Source organism: Actinopolyspora xinjiangensis (assembly GCF_900104475.1).
In the GTDB taxonomy this organism is placed as follows: Bacteria; Actinomycetota; Actinomycetes; order Mycobacteriales; family Pseudonocardiaceae; genus Actinopolyspora; species Actinopolyspora xinjiangensis.
In genome coordinates, this window is the sequence record NZ_FNJR01000018.1 from 23,371 (window position 1) to 39,125 (window position 15,755).

The following is a 15,755-nucleotide window of genomic DNA, read 5'->3' on the forward strand; positions in this document are numbered from 1 at the left end:
CCCGTTCATCAAGCCGTATTGGGGAAGACGCTGCCGTCATTCATCGCCCTGATCGGCGGTCAGGGCGCTGCCGTTTCCCGGACCGTCTTCTCTAGTCGTGGCCAGCACCAGCCTGGCCACGACCGCGTCGGCTACCGTTTCAGCCCGCTCGGGCGACAAACCTCGCTGGATGGCTGTTTCCAGCACCCGCTTCCTTACCTCGTCGAGCTGCCCGGGGGTCAGCGGGGGGATGCGCGCAGGCGCGGTCTTCCGACGAAACACCTTGCGCAACGCCGCCTTGGCTCCCTTGACTGATCCATCCACTGTGGATGTGGCGATCCTTTGCGCCATCTGGTCCAGCGTTAGCCACACCACCGGAGTCACCGCCACCAGGACGTCGGTCCATCCGAAGCCCAACGGTTCTCGCCTGCCACGGCGACTACGCAACCGTCGCACCGCGGTGGCGTCGTCAGACTGGGTCAGCCCGTCCACCAAGGGCAGCTCTTCCGGAGCGACCTCGGCCATTACCTCCCGGACCACGTCTCGCACTCTGAGCTCGGCTGGTGCGTTGGTGTTTCCGGCGGAAGAAGCTTTCCCAGAACTCACTACGACTCCTGCGCTTCATCGTCGACGGCTACACACACGAGTGTTGCACCACCCCGATTTGTCCAGGAGAGCCTTGGTAAGAAGTCACTCGAATAGACCAACTCCCGCCAAGCTGGGGTCACGCCAGGTGTGCCGTCCGATGTTACGGTGAGGCCACCGAGGCGGCGGCGCAGCAGAGACCATACCGAAGTGTCCGCTTGTGTACTCCGCGACGGCGGCGGTGACTTCGTTGGCAGCTTCGAGCCCGCGTCGAGTTATCGTTGCTCGCAGGGAGGTCGGTGAACCGTGCTGTGGCCTACCAGGGTTTCTCGCGTCTGTGCCCACCGCTGATCGTGACGACTTCTTCCACAACCGGCGGATGAATCCGCCGGTCAGCTGGGAGCCGTGGTGGCCGAGGAAGGCCTGCGGTTGAGCAACAAGGGCCGCCGTTATGAATGGCAGGTATCTACCGGGTTGGCTGCGGCGTCGTAGGACGAGGTCGATCCGAACCGGCGTCGTCGGCGTTGCGTTGTTGTCGACGCCGATCTGCCCGGTATGGTTCGGCGTGCCCGGCGGATCACCGATGACCGGCGATTCCTTTCATCGATGATCAGCGACGGACCCTTTCACAGGCCAGCGTGACCTTCCTTCACTCCACCACTTCCGTGGCGAAACTCGCGCGGTGGCCGGCGTCTGCTGTCCCGTAGCCGATCACAAGACGGAAACCCGTATTCGCAGTCTGAAGCTGACGTCGTCGAACATTGGGTAGCTCGCCGAAATCGTGCGCAAACTTCACCGAGCGGAGCGAGCTGGTCCAGCGTGCGTCGCGGTGACACGTTTCCGACGTCGCTCCGGACACGCGGGCCGAATGTCGACTGAGGCGTATCGCGAGAGAAGCCTTGGGGGAACACGAATGTCGATAGCCTGGGTAAGTCTACTGTCAATGCCTCCGTTCAGCGGGTATCTTGATGGGTGAGGTGGAGGCGCTGGCATGGTGATCGCCCGTGGATGATCACTGTGCCACCGCTCCCAGACCACCCGTCAAGACACCCTCTTGACCCACTCGCCCCCGTCTGAAATCAGCCGCCTGTTCTAGGATCTACTGGGCATCTCGCCCGAGCGGATTACTCATATTCTGGCCTGTCCCACCCGGCGACGAGGTCACCGATATCGTAATCGCAGAGCTCACTGCCAGCGGAAATCTACAAACGAACCATGATCATCGAGAACTACGGATGCAGTGCTAGTCTAACCGAGTGAACATTGCTCCTCTTGAGTTGACCACGCTTCTCCGGTTCGATAGAAATATGTATTAGATCCACAAAATTGGAGCGGGTTTGCTTTGTCGAACTGAGAGCGAAAACATTTTGGCGCCGTAGAGCTGCTGTACAGGCGGATTGAATCCTGGGGTTCGACGCGAAAAGCAACGGTTTTTCCTGTGTGAGGGTTTTCGGTTTAGATCGAGGAGTGCTGGAGCATGTACACGATATCCGATCAATTGATAAAAACAGAGAAAATCGAGTTACTCGACTGTACGCTCCGGGATGGCTCGTATTCTGTCGATTTCCAATTCGAAGAAGATTTTGTCGTCGACCTGCTCGAGCGGATCAATGAAACACCTATCTGCAAGGTTGAAATCGGTCACGGCTTCGGTGTCGAGGCAGAAAAATCTGGAATCAGGTCATGCAATATTGACCACTACAAGTGGAGTGAAATAGCTTGTTCGGTTCTTACTGAAAAGTCTTGGGGGATGTTCGCGCAGCCAGAATTCACGCAACTGGATACCGTGGCGAAACTGTGCGATCGCGGCATGTCATTTGTTCGGGTCGGCATGGAACCAGATAGAGTTCCTGAAAACATCGAGTATATCCAGCAGGCAACTGACGTTTGCGAACAAGTCTACCTGAACTTGATGAAGTCAAGTGCTACTCCAGTAAACGATCTACTTAGCTTGCTCGATGGAGTCAGTCCGAGTATTGCTGGATTGTACATTGTAGACTCGTATGGTGCGATGCTTCCAAGAGACGTCCACGAGTACGTCAATGCGGTCAAGAAGCACTTCTCGGTGATCGGGTTCCACGGTCACAACAATCTTGGTATGGCCAACGTAAACAGCATCGCAGCTATCGAAGCTGGCGCGACAATTGTCGACGGTACGCTCAACGGTATTGGCCGAGGCGCTGGAAACGCGGAGATCGAGTCACTGGCTGGCCTTCTGACTGTCCTGGACACTGATAGATTCGACTACAAGAAGCTAGCCAAGCTTGCTGAACTCTGCCGGGTAAACATGGCTGCTATCCCAGAGGATCGAGAAATGCAGGTGCTCGGTAGTGTGATCGGGATCCACTCGGGCTACTTTTCACTGGTCGAAGAGCTTTCTGCTGAGTACGACACCGACCCCGCTCATATTATGGAAGTCGCGGTCGATATAGCAGCGCAAAGCCCGAGCAAGGCCGATATGCGGGCCGCGGCACGGCGGATCGCCGACCGTTCTGAAATGCGATCTAACTCTCACTCCGGCCAGCCGACACTAGGAGGAACACGGTGAAGCTGGCGAAGATCAAATCCGATATAAAAGGTAATCAGCTAGTAATAGGACATCATAACAGATGGTTTCCGCTCGGCGATTTCTCAGGCTATGAGAACGTTACTCGTCTCAGTGATATCGTAGCCGATCAGCAGCTACGTGAATTGACGAAGCTCGTCGAGTCTCACGGGAGTGAGCTCGATATGACGGACTTCAGCCCGGAACAGGTCGCCACAATCGCCGACCGCGACGCCAATATTTGGGGAGCCGGACTCAACTACCAGCGTCACTCCGATGATTTGGGATCCGAGCAGCCTGATTCAGGACCGGGATCTTACTTGAGGCCTGCCAGCTGTCTCATCGACAACGGACAGTATATCGAGTTGCCGAGCCAGTCCGGTCGAGTAACTGCGGAAGCAGAGCTGGGGCTGGTCATCGGTGCTGTATGCAAGAACGTGAGACGTGAACGCTGGCGATCAGTTATCGCGGGTATCACGGCGGTCCTGGACATGACTGCGGAGGACGTCATACGCGAGAATCCGCGTTACATACCTTGGGCGAAAGGTTTTGACACATTCTGTAGTATAGGTCCCGTATTGGTGACTCTGGACGAGTTCGACGAGAAAAGTCTCGACTCTCTCTGCATAGCCACCGTTCAGAACGGCGAGACCATCGCTTCAGCGGCTCCTTCCGAGATGAAATATGATCTCGGTTATCTCGTTGAATATTTCACTGCAGGTAGGACGCTTGAGCCGGGAACGGTGATTTGTACCGGAACACCAGGAGCTGCGGTAATCAGTCCCGGAGACTCGATTAATTCAGTTGTCGAACAGGTCGGAACTCTCACGCATGCAGTTCGATAACAAGATTGAATGAACACGAGCAAGAAACTGTAGGTATCAATGTATTGTCTTGATAAAAAACAAGCGCTCGTGTTGTGCGGCACCAGAGGAATTGGTTTAGGTGTCGCGCGATCGTTGGCGGGGTACGGCTGTGCCGTGACCATTTCTGGCAATGACCGAGCTCGTGCCAAGGAAGTCGCACAAAGCCTTCCCGGCTCTGATAATAGATCTTTTGCTTGCGATTTCCGAAACTCTGCCAGCGTTGGTGATAAAGTCGCCGACACGGGACCGTATGATATAGTACTGCTCAACTCGCCAGGGTTCGATCCTGGCACGGTCGACGAGCTTTCCAGCTTGCAGATCCAACAAGCGATGGAACTCATGCTGTTCTCGATTCAGCGTGCTGTCGAAGCAACTTTGCCGGCGATGAAAAAAAACCGGTGGGGTCGTTTCATCGGTATCACCTCAAGTTCTTTGTCTACTCCGGTCGATGGTCTTGCTGGATCCACGATCGCAAGATCAGCGGTGCAATCTTATCTGAAACTACTGGCAAACAGTGTGAGTCAGTTTGGTGTAACGGTCAATCATGTAATTCCGGGAAAAATTGATACTGATCGTCTACGTTCGATCGATGTCGTTGCAGCCGAGAAAACCGGTAAAAGTGTTGAATCGATAAAAAATGGAACCCTGGAAGAGATACCTTTGAAGCGTTATGGGACTCCGGATGACGTAGGAGAGTTGGTTTCTTTTCTGGCGAGCGATAAGGCGGAGTACATCACCGGTGCCGGCATTCGATGTGATGGAGGATATATGAAGTCAGTTTGATCGAGAGGTTGATAGCGGCATGTATAACCCAGTGCCGTATCAATACGGCCTTTTTGTTCAGAAAGTAGACGAGGAAGCGAGAATTCGGCAGATGTCGATCGTGGATCTTATTGACAACTCCGTGAAAAATTATCCAGACAACGATGCGGTGGATACATCCGGAGGGATTATTAATTATCGGAATTTCGGTGAAAAAATCCAGGATTTCGTGCGTCAACTCGAGGGATGCACCTCGCCCGGAGAGTTTGTCGGAATCGAGGCTGATCGAAAATTCGGTGCGATTGTTGCGATGGTCGGTGCGTTAAAAGCCAGACGTCCGTTTGTCTTTATCGATACCCGTGATAGCGAGTCGTCAAACGCGGAGAAAATTTCCTCTCTTGGTATTAAGTTTATTGCTCGAAATCATACTGGTGAAAACAGGGCGTATCTAACCGGAGTCCCAGCGGGATGGTACCTATCTTCGAGCGACCAGACGGTCGGAATCCCGTCTGTCGAAGACGAGATCGGCTACGCGATCCATACGTCAGGTTCCACCGGTGATCCCAAATGTGTTCTGGTTCGCACGGACCCACTAACTTCGGTGATCCAATACCACATGGATCGCCTGTCCGTGGGGTCGAAATCCAGGACGCTGCAGTTTGCCCGTCTAACCTTCGACGGATGTATCACCGAAATTCTCTGGACACTGGCTGCAGGAGCGTGTCTCGTCGTGCTGGACGAGGCTCAGTTGGTCCCGGGAACCGTACTCCAGAACACGTTGGAAAACTTTCGGATCACTCACCTCAAAACAACGCCCTTCGCGCTGACCGCGACAGAGCCCAGCAGTGCGATGAGCCTCAGTCATGTGATCAACGGTGGTGGAGTATGTCGACCCAGCGTAGTGCAGAAATGGTCCGAGGTGGCGAAATTCCACAACGCTTACGGGACAACTGAGACCACAGTATGCAACTTCCTAAGCGGTGAGCTGACACCTGGCGAGTGCACTCGAGCTGTACCGCTCGGGGACATCGTGGGAGACTGCGACTACTATATCCAGGGATTGGCACCAGCGGACGAGCAATCTTCCTCGGAGGAAGTTACGAGTCGAGGTGAACTCGTCATTACAGGAGAGAGCGTCGCAGTAGGCTATTTTACCGCGCAGGGCGTGCAACGGTTTACCGACATAGAAGGACGTAAAGTCTACCATACCGGTGACATCGTCGAACGTCGAGAAGATCAGCTCTACTTCGTGGAGCGATTGGATCGGCAAGTGAAAGTGCGAGGTTATCGGCTCGATCCGGGTGAGATAGAGATCGCGGTGTGCGAGATCGGCTCTATTAAGGATACGGTGGTGACCGTCGAGTCTCACGAGGGTGATAAAACTTTCGAGCCAGATGCTTTGGTGTGTTACTATCAAGGTGACGTGGAGCCTCGCGCGGTGCGGCACCATCTCGAGGACGTCCTTGATTCGTACAAGATCCCCTCAGTCATCAAACGGATTGATGCCTTTCCCTACACGCCAAACGGGAAAGTTGATCGCGATGCTCTTCAAACCATTCGCCTTGAGGTCGACTGTGTCGATGAAAAAATGTCGTCTGCTCAACAGGTTTTGCATCTTGCGCGTCAACTTACCGGGGTGGACGACGCTATGCTGCACGACAATTTCTTCGATCTTGGTGGCGACTCGGCATCGGCAGTAATCTTGATTAACAAGATAAAAGAACTAGGTTGGGTGGATGCTGGGGTGCGAGACGTGCTTCGAGCTGAAAACCTGAAGGTCCTCGCCGACCAGCTACAAGAACGGAGCGTGTAACTTAATGTGCGGCATTTGCGGGACCTTCGCTCCGGACGGCCGCTTGGACCGCACGGTCGTGACGGATATGAATTCCCGACTGCTCCATCGTGGACCTGACGAGACTTATTCTCTGGATACACCGACGCTGTCGATGAAACTCGGACGTCTTAGTATGACCGGGTTGATGGACGGCTGGCAGCCCGTAGAGGACCGTAGTGGTCGGTTCGTAGCCATGACCAACGGTGAGGTATTCAACTTCGAGGATCTTCGCAGGAGGTTCGGGGACGTCCGATGGGCCAACGGTGTCGACGTAGCGGTCATCCCGGAACTCGTCGCGCGTCACGGACTCGAAGGTCTCGAGTTGATAGACGGACAGTTCGCAACTGTGATCCACGATCGTGCGGAGAACTCGCTGTATCTTGCCAGGGATCGTTTCGGAATCTGTCCGATGTACTACACGGTGCTGGATCACCGTGTTCACTTCTGCTCAGAGCTCAAGTCGTTGGTGCACTGTGTTCCTCACATGTGGCGATTGGATATCGGTGCAGTCGACCAATATTTGGCGTTGGGGAATATAGTCGCGCCGCGGACACTGGTCGACGAAGTGCAAGCCGTCCCACCAGGATGCGTGGTCCGGTTCAGTGAGAACAGTCAGAAAACCACTCGGTATTGGCGATACGGTGAATTCGTTGCGGTGGAAGACGCTGTCGAAGCAGGGGACGTACGTGACCGCTTACAGCAGTCTGTCCGCGACCGTTTGTGTGCGGATGTGGAGATCGGTTCTTACTTGAGTGGTGGTTTCGACTCCACCGCTCTTGTCATGGAAGCGGCTCGTGTCCTGGAGAAACCGGTCAGGACATTCTCTGCGGCATTCGACAATGCCGCATTGAATGAGGGGCATTTTCAGCATGAGGTTTCGGAAGCTGTCGGAAGTGAACACCGGCGGATCCAGTGCAACCCGGTTGACATCGCCTCGGATTTCGAGAAGATGGTGCGCTACTGCTGTTACCCGCAGCGCGAGACGTACAATGTCGCGGCTATGATGTTGTCGCGTGAGGTTCAGCAGACCGGGATCAAGGGTGTCATTTCCGGGGAAGGTGCTGATGAGCTATTCTTCGGCTATGATTCCTACGCGTTCGATAGTGCGCGCAAGAGGCCGCGGGAGGCTTGCGCTGAGAATGAGCAGGCATGGGGAAGAGCAGATTTCAGCTGGGAGGTAGACTGGAACAAGGTCGCGCTACGACGAGACCAATGCCTTACTCCCGCCGCCAGGGAAGCTGTTTCGGGTAACGAGTTCTGGCGGAATCGACTAATTCCTTTTGCTGAACACGAAACCAGGTCGCTGTCGCACATGCAGCTCCGTTCGATCGCTGACGTGTATGTCCAGCTGTCTGGTCATCTCCTCGGTGACCATGGCGACGCAATGCTCATGGCCAATTCAGTTGAAGGACGCTATCCGTTCCTGGCGAACTCTGTGGTTTCCCTGGCGCTGCAGGTTAGAGACAGTGAGAAGGTGTCCGATTTTGAAGGCAAGGCCTGTCTGAAGGCAGCTTACGCAGATATCGTTCCTCAATCGGTTCTGCAACGTGCGAAGCAAGGATTCACAGCATACGAGTTGTCCACGGTCGTCGACGATTCTATCTGGACAAGTTGGCGAGAACTCGTCGCGACCAGCGGCATCTTTTCGCTGGATTGTCTGGATGATCTGAATACAAACCGTGCATCGGACAAGTGGGACCCTCGACTGAGTCTAATCAGTATCAGTATGGTGATGGACGAACTGGGGCTGAAAGTATGAATTATAACTGGAGCGACGTGATTCACGGTGACCGTTGGAACTCCCTGGAAACACTGTGGATCGAGAGCGGTACCGAGTACAGCTGGAAGCAGGTTGACGAACTGGCCCAGTCGATCGAGGAAGTCATTGACGGTCAGGACGAGATCCGGGTCGTGCTGGTCCGATCTCCCTCGAAACTGGGATGTTTTGCGGGACAGTTGGCCTCATGGCGAGCCGGTTGTGTCGCAGTGGCAGACGATGGTGATCTCGGACAGGGCGAGCTCGAGCATGTTCGTCCAGATCTCATTGTGTCTGTTGACGGTGACCGACCGAACGGGGTTGAACGCGAAACGCATGCAGCGGAACGTTCCCCCAGAAGTCGATTACCCGACGAAATTGTGGCTGTAAACTTCACTTCCGGAAGCACCGGTAGCCGGAAGGCTGTCGGAGTAACCCGGGGTAACCTGCAGGCGCTCTTTAGATGCCGTGATCTGGAAGTACCGACGAGCGGTGGACCGGTTTCCGGGAGCTTCGCGACGCCCACTTACGACGGCTGGTGGTTCGATACCTGGAAAGCAGTGGCAGCGGAAGGTGCCGTCGTTTGCATGCCGAACGTGAACGAAGACGTCTTCGACTGGCCAGAACTGTCGAAAAAGTACGGTATCGATCGTATGCTGCTTCCCGCCGCCGTGCTCGCCACTGTTGTCGAGTCTCTGCCTGGATGCATCTCGGATATTCCTTGGTTGTACAGCGGTGGTGAGCGGTTCCGAGTGTCAACCTATCAGCAGGCTCGCCGTGCCAGACTGACGAATCAGTTCATCAACCTCTACGGCCCAGCCGAAGCCACGTTCGCCACACACAAGTACGAGTTGTCCGACGACATTACTACCGGTCCCGTTCCGATCGGGAGGCCGTTGGAAGAGTGCAAGCAGATACTGGCAGACCCTGGAGATCGTGCGGATGGCTATCACGAACTCGTCATCGGCGGGCCGTTGCTCTGTCTGGGATACATCGAGCGCGGCAGTCTCGGCACCCGATTCAGTGCGGGCGACGGAGAAGCGTCTTTCCGAACGGGCGATGTTGTACAAGTCGACAACGACGGAAGTCTCGTGTTCGCTGGCCGGTTGGACAGCCAGATCAAGGTGAACGGGATGCGAGTCGACTCGGCTGCCTTGGAGCGCGATGTGGCGGCTCTCCCAGAGGTTTCCGACTGTCGAGTCGTCCAGAACGAGAAGCACACCTTCGCTTTCGTGCGAGTTGACCAGGACCAGCTAGCCGATTCCTCCGTCAGATCTCGGATCGAATCTGTTGTCAAACAGTTCTCTAATGCTGTCAAGGTAGAGCTGATGGACCGGTTTCCGGTCAAACCTGGCGGAAAGATTGACACCACTGCCCTGGTGAGTGCGAGTTTGGTGAAAAATAAGGAGCAGGAATAGTGGTTGAGATTACGGCCGAAAAAATAATAGAGTGCGTCCAGGAGTTCTCGGAAGCAGAAATCGCAGAAGATACCGACATATTCTCTGCGGGGGTCGACTCTTTGACGATCTTACGGTGTCGAGCACGTCTAAAAGAGCGGACAGGTGTAAAGATCCCTGGTCATGTCTTCTTCGGAGGGCGCACCCCGGCAGGTATAGTCGATCTGATTGGAGAAGAAAATGCTGATCGTTGAGAATAGTCCACTTTACTCGGCGGAATTTTTTGCGAACGACGATCCGTGGAAGTACCTGTCTGATCTCCGTGAGAACCATCCTGTCTCGATTCATCGTCGATCTGACGGTTATGAGTTCTACGCGCTGACGCGTTACGAAGACGTGTACTCGGCTTACATCGACTATGCCAGATTGAGTTCCTCGTACGGGACCATGATTGATGGTTCGTACCGGCCAGAGAAAGACTCTGCTTCTGGACGTATGCTGATTGTGGCGGACCCTCCTTCACACGGTGCGCTCAAGAAGCCGATCAAGTCGGCCGGGTTTAACCGGGCGATGCTCATGAAGATCGGTGACATCGTCCGTAAGAACATTCGTAGTGTACTGAACGATCTTTCGGTCGGTGATCAGATTGACTTCAGTCAGGTGGTAGCCCCGGAGTTGCCGAAGGGGGTTTTGGAGGCACTTTTCGGGATTGGTACGGACGATGCGCAGAGGCTTTTGGAAGCGACGAGAACAATGATCGGATACAGGGATGAGGTGTATGCTGGAAATTCTCCGCTTGACTCGCTGGTGGATTCGCAACTTGACGTTCTCGACTTTATGAGTGAACTAATAGATCAACGTATCAGGACAGAATCGTCCGACGACATGATTGGTTTTCTCGCTCAGTGTGTCGCGACAGGTGAGATGCCGCGTGATGTCGCTCTGCTCAACGGGTTGAATGTCGCGGTCGGTGGAAACGAGACCACGCCCCACACGGCCAGTCTGACCGTCGATACCATCAATAATGAACGGAAAGAATGGCGAAAGCTTGTCGACGGTAAGGTTTCTTGTGAAGTTGCTACACAGGAGTTCCTGAGGTGGACTTCGACTAATAGCTATGTACAGCGTCTGGCGGTGGATGATTTTGTGGTCGGCGATCATGTAATTCCTGCCGGTAGTTTCGTGACTCTGTGGAACATGTCAGCGAACCGGGATGCTTCAGTGTTCGAGCATCCCTCGTCGTTCTTGATCGATCGAACCAATAATAAGCAAATCGCTTTCGGTGCTGGTATCCACCGTTGTATCGGTGCTCCTGTAGCGACACTGGAGATTCAAACTTTCATTGAGGAACTGGCCTCTTGGGACAAGGCGTTCGTGGTGGTCGAGCCACCGCAGCGACTTCATTCCAACTTTATGCTCGGGTTGACAGAGCTGCAGGTCGAGGTAGCCAAAGCAGAGGACCTGAAATCGTGACTGAATTCGGGAAAATCGAGAGCTTGATAGTATCCTTCCCGGCCGCTGGAGCTGGCAGCACCACGTTCCAGTGGCTGGAAAGTTGTGCTGCTCGGCGCGGTGCGGTATACGTCAGCATGCTGAATGCGGATTCAGTTGACGCTCTCGTATCACGAGACTGGCATGAAGGTACTCTTGACGAAATTCAGCAGGTCGTGGATCGAACGCGCCCAGAGCAGGTAGTCCTGGTCGGGCACAGTATGGGGGGACTGTCGGCATTCTGTCTGTCCCATGACCTCGGTTCGCGGATCGCTAGACCAATCGGGACACTGTTAATAAACACGCCGTGTCCCGACGCTGAAGGACGAATACCGACGATGTCTGAATGCTCAGATTCAGAAATCGGGGAAATGCTCGCCGACGATGGATTTCCAGAAGATTTGATCAGTGATAAAGAAATGCTTTCCGAGGTGTCCGCCGGTCTGCGATCGGATGCCAATGTCGCTGATTTTCTTGCTGTGTCTGTGAGCGAAACCAACACTATTGGAAATCTGCACGTCCTTGCGACGCGCGATGATAGGTTTATCGGGACGAGTCGGTGCGCCATGTGGCGAGACTGGGCCTCGCACGAATTTCACCTGATAGTGGAGCATGGAGGTCATATGCTCAATGGTACGCCGTTTGCTACTCTGGAAAGAACTGTCGGTTCGGTGATTGCGTCTGTACGAGGAGCATAGCGTGGACAAGCTACAAAAAACTATGGGTGGGACCGTAGGCACATTCGTAGCGTTGTCTACAATTCTGGGCAGTGGGATGATGATCCTTCCTGGGACGAGTTACCACCAGCTTGGTAAGTCAGCGTGGCTACCCTGGGCAGCTGCTGCGGTTTCTGTTGTTCCGTTGCTTTATTGCTATGCTTGGCTCGGTAGACGCTATCCATCGGCATCGGGTGTTGCTTATTATTCCGAGGTGGCTCTCGGGGGGACTACCGGACGTACCTCAGGATTGCTCGCGACTTTTGCGCTGACCACCGGAATTCCGGCAACAGCCATAACGGGGGGACGTTACGTAGCGGAGTTTTCTGGTATAAGCGCCTTGGCATTGGTCTTCCCAATTATGGTCCTGGTCGGTGCTACTGTGGCCGCGTCCGCCGGCGCGAACGTGTCGGGAAAGCTGCAGGTAGGTTTGATCCTCGGTTTGTTCGTGATGGTCTCTTGTACGGCGGTGATCGTACTGAGTGTTCACGGGATCGAACCACCGAATTCGAGTATGGAGCTGCTCTCATTGAGCAGCTTTGGAAGTGTACTCACCGCTGTCTATGTAGCATTCACCGGTTGGGAGACGGTATCTTTCACCTTCGAGGAGCACAAACGTTCCGATCTTATTCCGCGTATTTTCGTGTCCTCTTACGTGATCGTGGTTGCCCTGTACTCGCTTCTGCTGTTGGGGCTGTTCGCCGCCGCGGACTCCACGGACAGCACGCTGAAATCGGCACCACTTTTGATCATCGCAGAAAAATCACTGGGTGATTTGGCACGTCCCGCAACTCTGTTGTTGGTGATCGCTTGTATTTCGGCGAATGTGTTCGCTTCGGTGCTGGCACTGTCTCGCTTGGTGTTTGGTCTTTCGCGTAGTGGCTACCTTCCAGCTTTGCTGAGCAAGGTGCGTGATCGGGATCTTAACCCAGTGACGTCAGTAGTGGTGGTCGGCTCGATATTGGCAATGATCGCGCTTCTCGGATCCAGTGGTCTCTTTCGGTTCGAGCTGTTGTTCGTCTTGTCTGGCGGAATCTACTTCGTCCTGTACGGTGTTGGTGCTGCATCGTTCGCCAAGCTCGCACGTGGGAGCATGGCGCGAGTAGTCAGCTTGATGTGTGCTGTGACGGTTCTGCTGGTGACCATCCTTGCGGGGCCGTCTATGTGGTTTCCCTGGATATTGTTCTTTCTGGTCTGGATAGGAATCAGCGTCCTTAATCGCTGGACGTCGAACGTTGAGAAGAAAGACGTGCGCGTGTGAGCTTTATATTTTTTGGAGGAAACAGTGGGTGAGATTTCTGGAGATACGATTTTCTTTCCGGGTGCAGGTTCGTTCGGTGGCGAGCTTCGGCCAATAATTCGAGAACTTGAACCGATGGCATGGCTCGTCAAGTACCCTGGCCGTTTTGGCAGTGACTTCGGTACGGTCGCTGAGTCCTTCGAGGAGATCGTGCAATCATGTACCATGCAGGCGAGCTGTCGAGCATCGATGAGTTCAGTGCTGTTCGGACACAGTTTTGGTGCTTACGTTGCGTATGCTACTGCGGCGAAGCTGGAAGAGCTTGGTATGGAGATCTCCGCGTTGGTGGTCGTCGGTGCCACAGCACCCATGTGGCTCGAGGTGTCGGAAGCAGTTTCGAGTACATCATCCGGAACGGCTGCGTATCTCGACAGTGTCGATCCCGCTGTGTTGGCCGATCTGCCGTCAGATGAGTGGCGAGAGGTCATTATCGATACCGCGATGCATGATCTGCGTCTGCTCAGGCAGTTCACCACCTTGCAGTGCGGGCCGGTGAACTGCTCCATTTTGGCGGTCCATGGGGATTCGGACCCGTTGACCTCGGATACCGGAGTTGGTGATTGGGAACGCACTACCCACGGCGGGTTTTCCCGACACGTCTTCTCTGGTGGGCACTCCGACTTTCTTCGATCATCGGACTATGTGTCATGGTTCCGTGCTGTTCGGGCTGATCTGGGCTAGGTAGTTACCGATGGATTTCATAGTTGTCGGTTGGGTGTGTCATACGAAGGAGGGCGTACCAGGAATTGGACCTGTTGGAATCGTTGTTGCCGCAGGTCACGCCGCTAAGAAAGTGGCTAAAGGCGCTTCGGTGGTCTCGAGAAGGATTGAGCAGCAGGATTTACCTGCTCGGCGAGGAGGAATGGTCGTCTGAGCCTGCCGGTGGCTCCGGGGTAAGCTGGTGACACTCCGCAGTTTCTGTCGTTGTTGGTGGCCATCCGAGTCCCCCGGTCGTGGAGATCCGCACAGTAGCTCGGTGCGGGGTATCGCCGACAAGGCTTACTCGTCTCGTGCGATCCGCGCTCACCTACGGCATCCCTCTGCGGGAAACATTTTACTACGATGGCAGTATCGGAGCTGCTATGCCGTTGCAAATCCTCTCCCGTGCTGATGTCCAGGTGATCGAGGAGACCGCCTCTGCCCAGTGGCGTGAGTTGACGTTGGAACCGTATCGGCACGATTCCCTGCCTGGCGGTCACTTCTACGCATCTGAGATGTGGCGGGCTCTGCCAACCCACATCACCGTGATCGATCGATAGGCGTGGTTCGACCGGGAAAGTCTCAAGAGAACCTGATCATGACCGATCATTTCACGGCCAAGGCCACCTATGCTCAGGTCTTCGCGGTCGCTCAGTTCCGCGTCATATTCGCAAGTCGGCTGCTTGGCGTCATGTCGGATACGCTGCGGTCCGTCGCGCTGGCGGCGCTGGTGTTCAACCAGACCGGCTCTCCGTTGTTGACGGCGATGGCGTTCACGATCAACTTCCTTCCTCAAGCCGCGGGTGGTCTGTTTCTCGCCGCGATGGCGGACCGGTCCTCACCGCGGACCCTCATCACCACGGGCTACGCACTCCAGTGTGCGGTCGGGCTGCTGGGGGGGGCACCTTCCGGTCGCGGCGAGTCTGTTGCTTGTCGCAGCCGTGGCCTGCCTGACACCGGTCACTACCGGTGCCACCGGCCGCTTCCTGTCCGAGGTGCTGACCGGGGACGTTTACGTGCTCGGCCGTTCGCTGCACTACCTGGTCGTCGTCGGGGCGCAGCTGGTGGGCATGGCCGTTGGTGGGGTGCTGATCGTGTGGCTAGGTCCAGAGTGGACGGTGTTGGTCACCGCAGGTGGGCACCTGCTCGCGGCGTTGATCAGCCGCTTGTTCCTGCCGTACACCGAGGTGGTTGGCGCGGACGGGTCGATCGTGCGTAAGACCTTGCGAGGTAACGCCGCGCTCGTCGCTACCCCCGAGCTCATCAAACTGATCATGGTTCAGTGCTTGCCCGCCGGGTATTTGGCCGCCGCGGGAAGCCTGGTCATCCCGTACGCCGGACAGCGTGCGTTCAGTCCGGCGGAGACCGGCCCTGTGCTGGCGGCCATCTCGGTCGGCATGCTCATCGGCGACCTCGTGATCGGGCCGGTGTGCACACCTGCCACCCGAGAACGACTCGTCCTGCCGTTGCTGTTGGTCATGGGCGCGCCTTCGATCGCGCTCGTCCTGGATCCGCCGTATCCGGCGGTCCTCGCGGTGTACGTGATCACCGGTATCGGACCCCGCCGCACGTTCGGCTGTCACCGATGGGTCATCGAACGCAGCCCGGCCCGACTGACCGGCTACCGACGATTGACCACCCGCTACGAACGCACAGCCCACCACGTCGCCGCCTTTCTCACCCTCGCCGCAGCCCTCACTTGCTACAAAAAACACACCACATGAGACAATCTCTTAACCTTCTGAAGACTATCGATATAAATATCCTGGAAGAGCTGGATCTGCATCTGGTTTGTGATCGCTATGTCACCCACGAAACAGCGACC

At 55.5% G+C, this 15,755-nt stretch carries 14 protein-coding genes; 12 read left to right on the top strand and 2 right to left on the bottom strand.

Translation table 11 applies throughout. From position 1 onward, the window contains the following. Positions 1-36: 36 nt before the first annotated feature. Positions 37-519 carry a hypothetical protein gene (locus BLQ75_RS23650; protein WP_211481529.1) on the bottom strand — a complete coding sequence of 161 codons (483 nt, stop codon included), beginning with the start codon at positions 517-519 and terminating at the stop codon, positions 37-39. A gap of 1,522 nt (positions 520-2,041) precedes the next feature. Between BLQ75_RS23650 and BLQ75_RS21285 the strand changes: the two genes are divergently transcribed. The 11 genes from BLQ75_RS21285 to BLQ75_RS21335 are packed head-to-tail and all read left to right on the top strand — an operon-like array spanning position 2,042 to position 13,912. Beyond that, positions 2,042-3,112 carry a beta/alpha barrel domain-containing protein gene (locus BLQ75_RS21285; RefSeq protein WP_092604452.1) on the top strand — a complete coding sequence of 357 codons (1,071 nt, stop codon included), beginning with the start codon at positions 2,042-2,044 and terminating at the stop codon, positions 3,110-3,112. Then, complete coding sequence (locus tag BLQ75_RS21290) at positions 3,109-3,954, top strand: fumarylacetoacetate hydrolase family protein (protein WP_211481530.1); 846 nt, start codon at positions 3,109-3,111, stop codon at positions 3,952-3,954. Before BLQ75_RS21285 ends, BLQ75_RS21290 begins: the two co-directional genes overlap by 4 nt. A gap of 39 nt (positions 3,955-3,993) precedes the next feature. Next, positions 3,994-4,758: an SDR family oxidoreductase gene (locus BLQ75_RS21295; protein WP_092604453.1), complete on the top strand. Its 765-nt coding sequence runs from the start codon at positions 3,994-3,996 to the stop codon at positions 4,756-4,758. A 19-nt stretch (positions 4,759-4,777) separates the two neighbouring features. Continuing rightward, entirely contained in the window at positions 4,778-6,550 is a 1,773-nt protein-coding gene (locus BLQ75_RS21300; protein ID WP_211481531.1) for a non-ribosomal peptide synthetase, read from the top strand. Between the two features lie 4 nt (positions 6,551-6,554). Continuing rightward, the gene (gene asnB / locus BLQ75_RS21305; RefSeq protein ID WP_092604455.1) at positions 6,555-8,330 is read left to right on the top strand and encodes an asparagine synthase (glutamine-hydrolyzing); all 1,776 of its coding nucleotides are present in this window, start codon (positions 6,555-6,557) and stop codon (positions 8,328-8,330) included. Then, a complete protein-coding gene (locus tag BLQ75_RS21310) occupies positions 8,327-9,745 on the top strand; it encodes an AMP-binding protein (RefSeq protein ID WP_092604456.1) in 1,419 nt (472 codons plus the stop codon). Before asnB ends, BLQ75_RS21310 begins: the two co-directional genes overlap by 4 nt. Continuing rightward, positions 9,745-9,978, top strand: coding sequence for an acyl carrier protein (locus BLQ75_RS21315; protein WP_170837614.1), 234 nt, complete (start codon positions 9,745-9,747; stop codon positions 9,976-9,978). The genes BLQ75_RS21310 and BLQ75_RS21315 overlap by 1 nt, the downstream gene beginning before the upstream one ends. Then, positions 9,953-11,197, top strand: a complete 1,245-nt coding sequence (locus tag BLQ75_RS21320) for a cytochrome P450 (RefSeq protein ID WP_170837615.1) — start codon at positions 9,953-9,955, stop codon at positions 11,195-11,197. The genes BLQ75_RS21315 and BLQ75_RS21320 overlap by 26 nt, the downstream gene beginning before the upstream one ends. Next, positions 11,194-11,913: a thioesterase II family protein gene (locus BLQ75_RS24815; RefSeq protein WP_170837616.1), complete on the top strand. Its 720-nt coding sequence runs from the start codon at positions 11,194-11,196 to the stop codon at positions 11,911-11,913. The genes BLQ75_RS21320 and BLQ75_RS24815 overlap by 4 nt, the downstream gene beginning before the upstream one ends. Position 11,914: 1 nt before the next feature. Beyond that, positions 11,915-13,192 carry an APC family permease gene (locus BLQ75_RS21330; RefSeq protein ID WP_211481533.1) on the top strand — a complete coding sequence of 426 codons (1,278 nt, stop codon included), beginning with the start codon at positions 11,915-11,917 and terminating at the stop codon, positions 13,190-13,192. A gap of 24 nt (positions 13,193-13,216) precedes the next feature. Beyond that, positions 13,217-13,912 (top strand): thioesterase II family protein, encoded by a 696-nt coding sequence (locus BLQ75_RS21335; RefSeq protein WP_170837617.1) that lies wholly within the window; start codon positions 13,217-13,219, stop codon positions 13,910-13,912. A 669-nt stretch (positions 13,913-14,581) separates the two neighbouring features. On the opposite strand, the gene BLQ75_RS24540 is transcribed toward BLQ75_RS21335, so the two are convergent. Further along, positions 14,582-14,707, bottom strand: a complete 126-nt coding sequence (locus tag BLQ75_RS24540; protein WP_280137864.1) for a hypothetical protein — start codon at positions 14,705-14,707, stop codon at positions 14,582-14,584. 149 nt (positions 14,708-14,856) lie between these two features. On the opposite strand from BLQ75_RS24540, the gene BLQ75_RS23985 reads away from it, so the two are divergent. Next, positions 14,857-15,654 (top strand): MFS transporter, encoded by a 798-nt coding sequence (locus BLQ75_RS23985; RefSeq protein ID WP_139183055.1) that lies wholly within the window; start codon positions 14,857-14,859, stop codon positions 15,652-15,654. Positions 15,655-15,755: the final 101 nt, after the last annotated feature.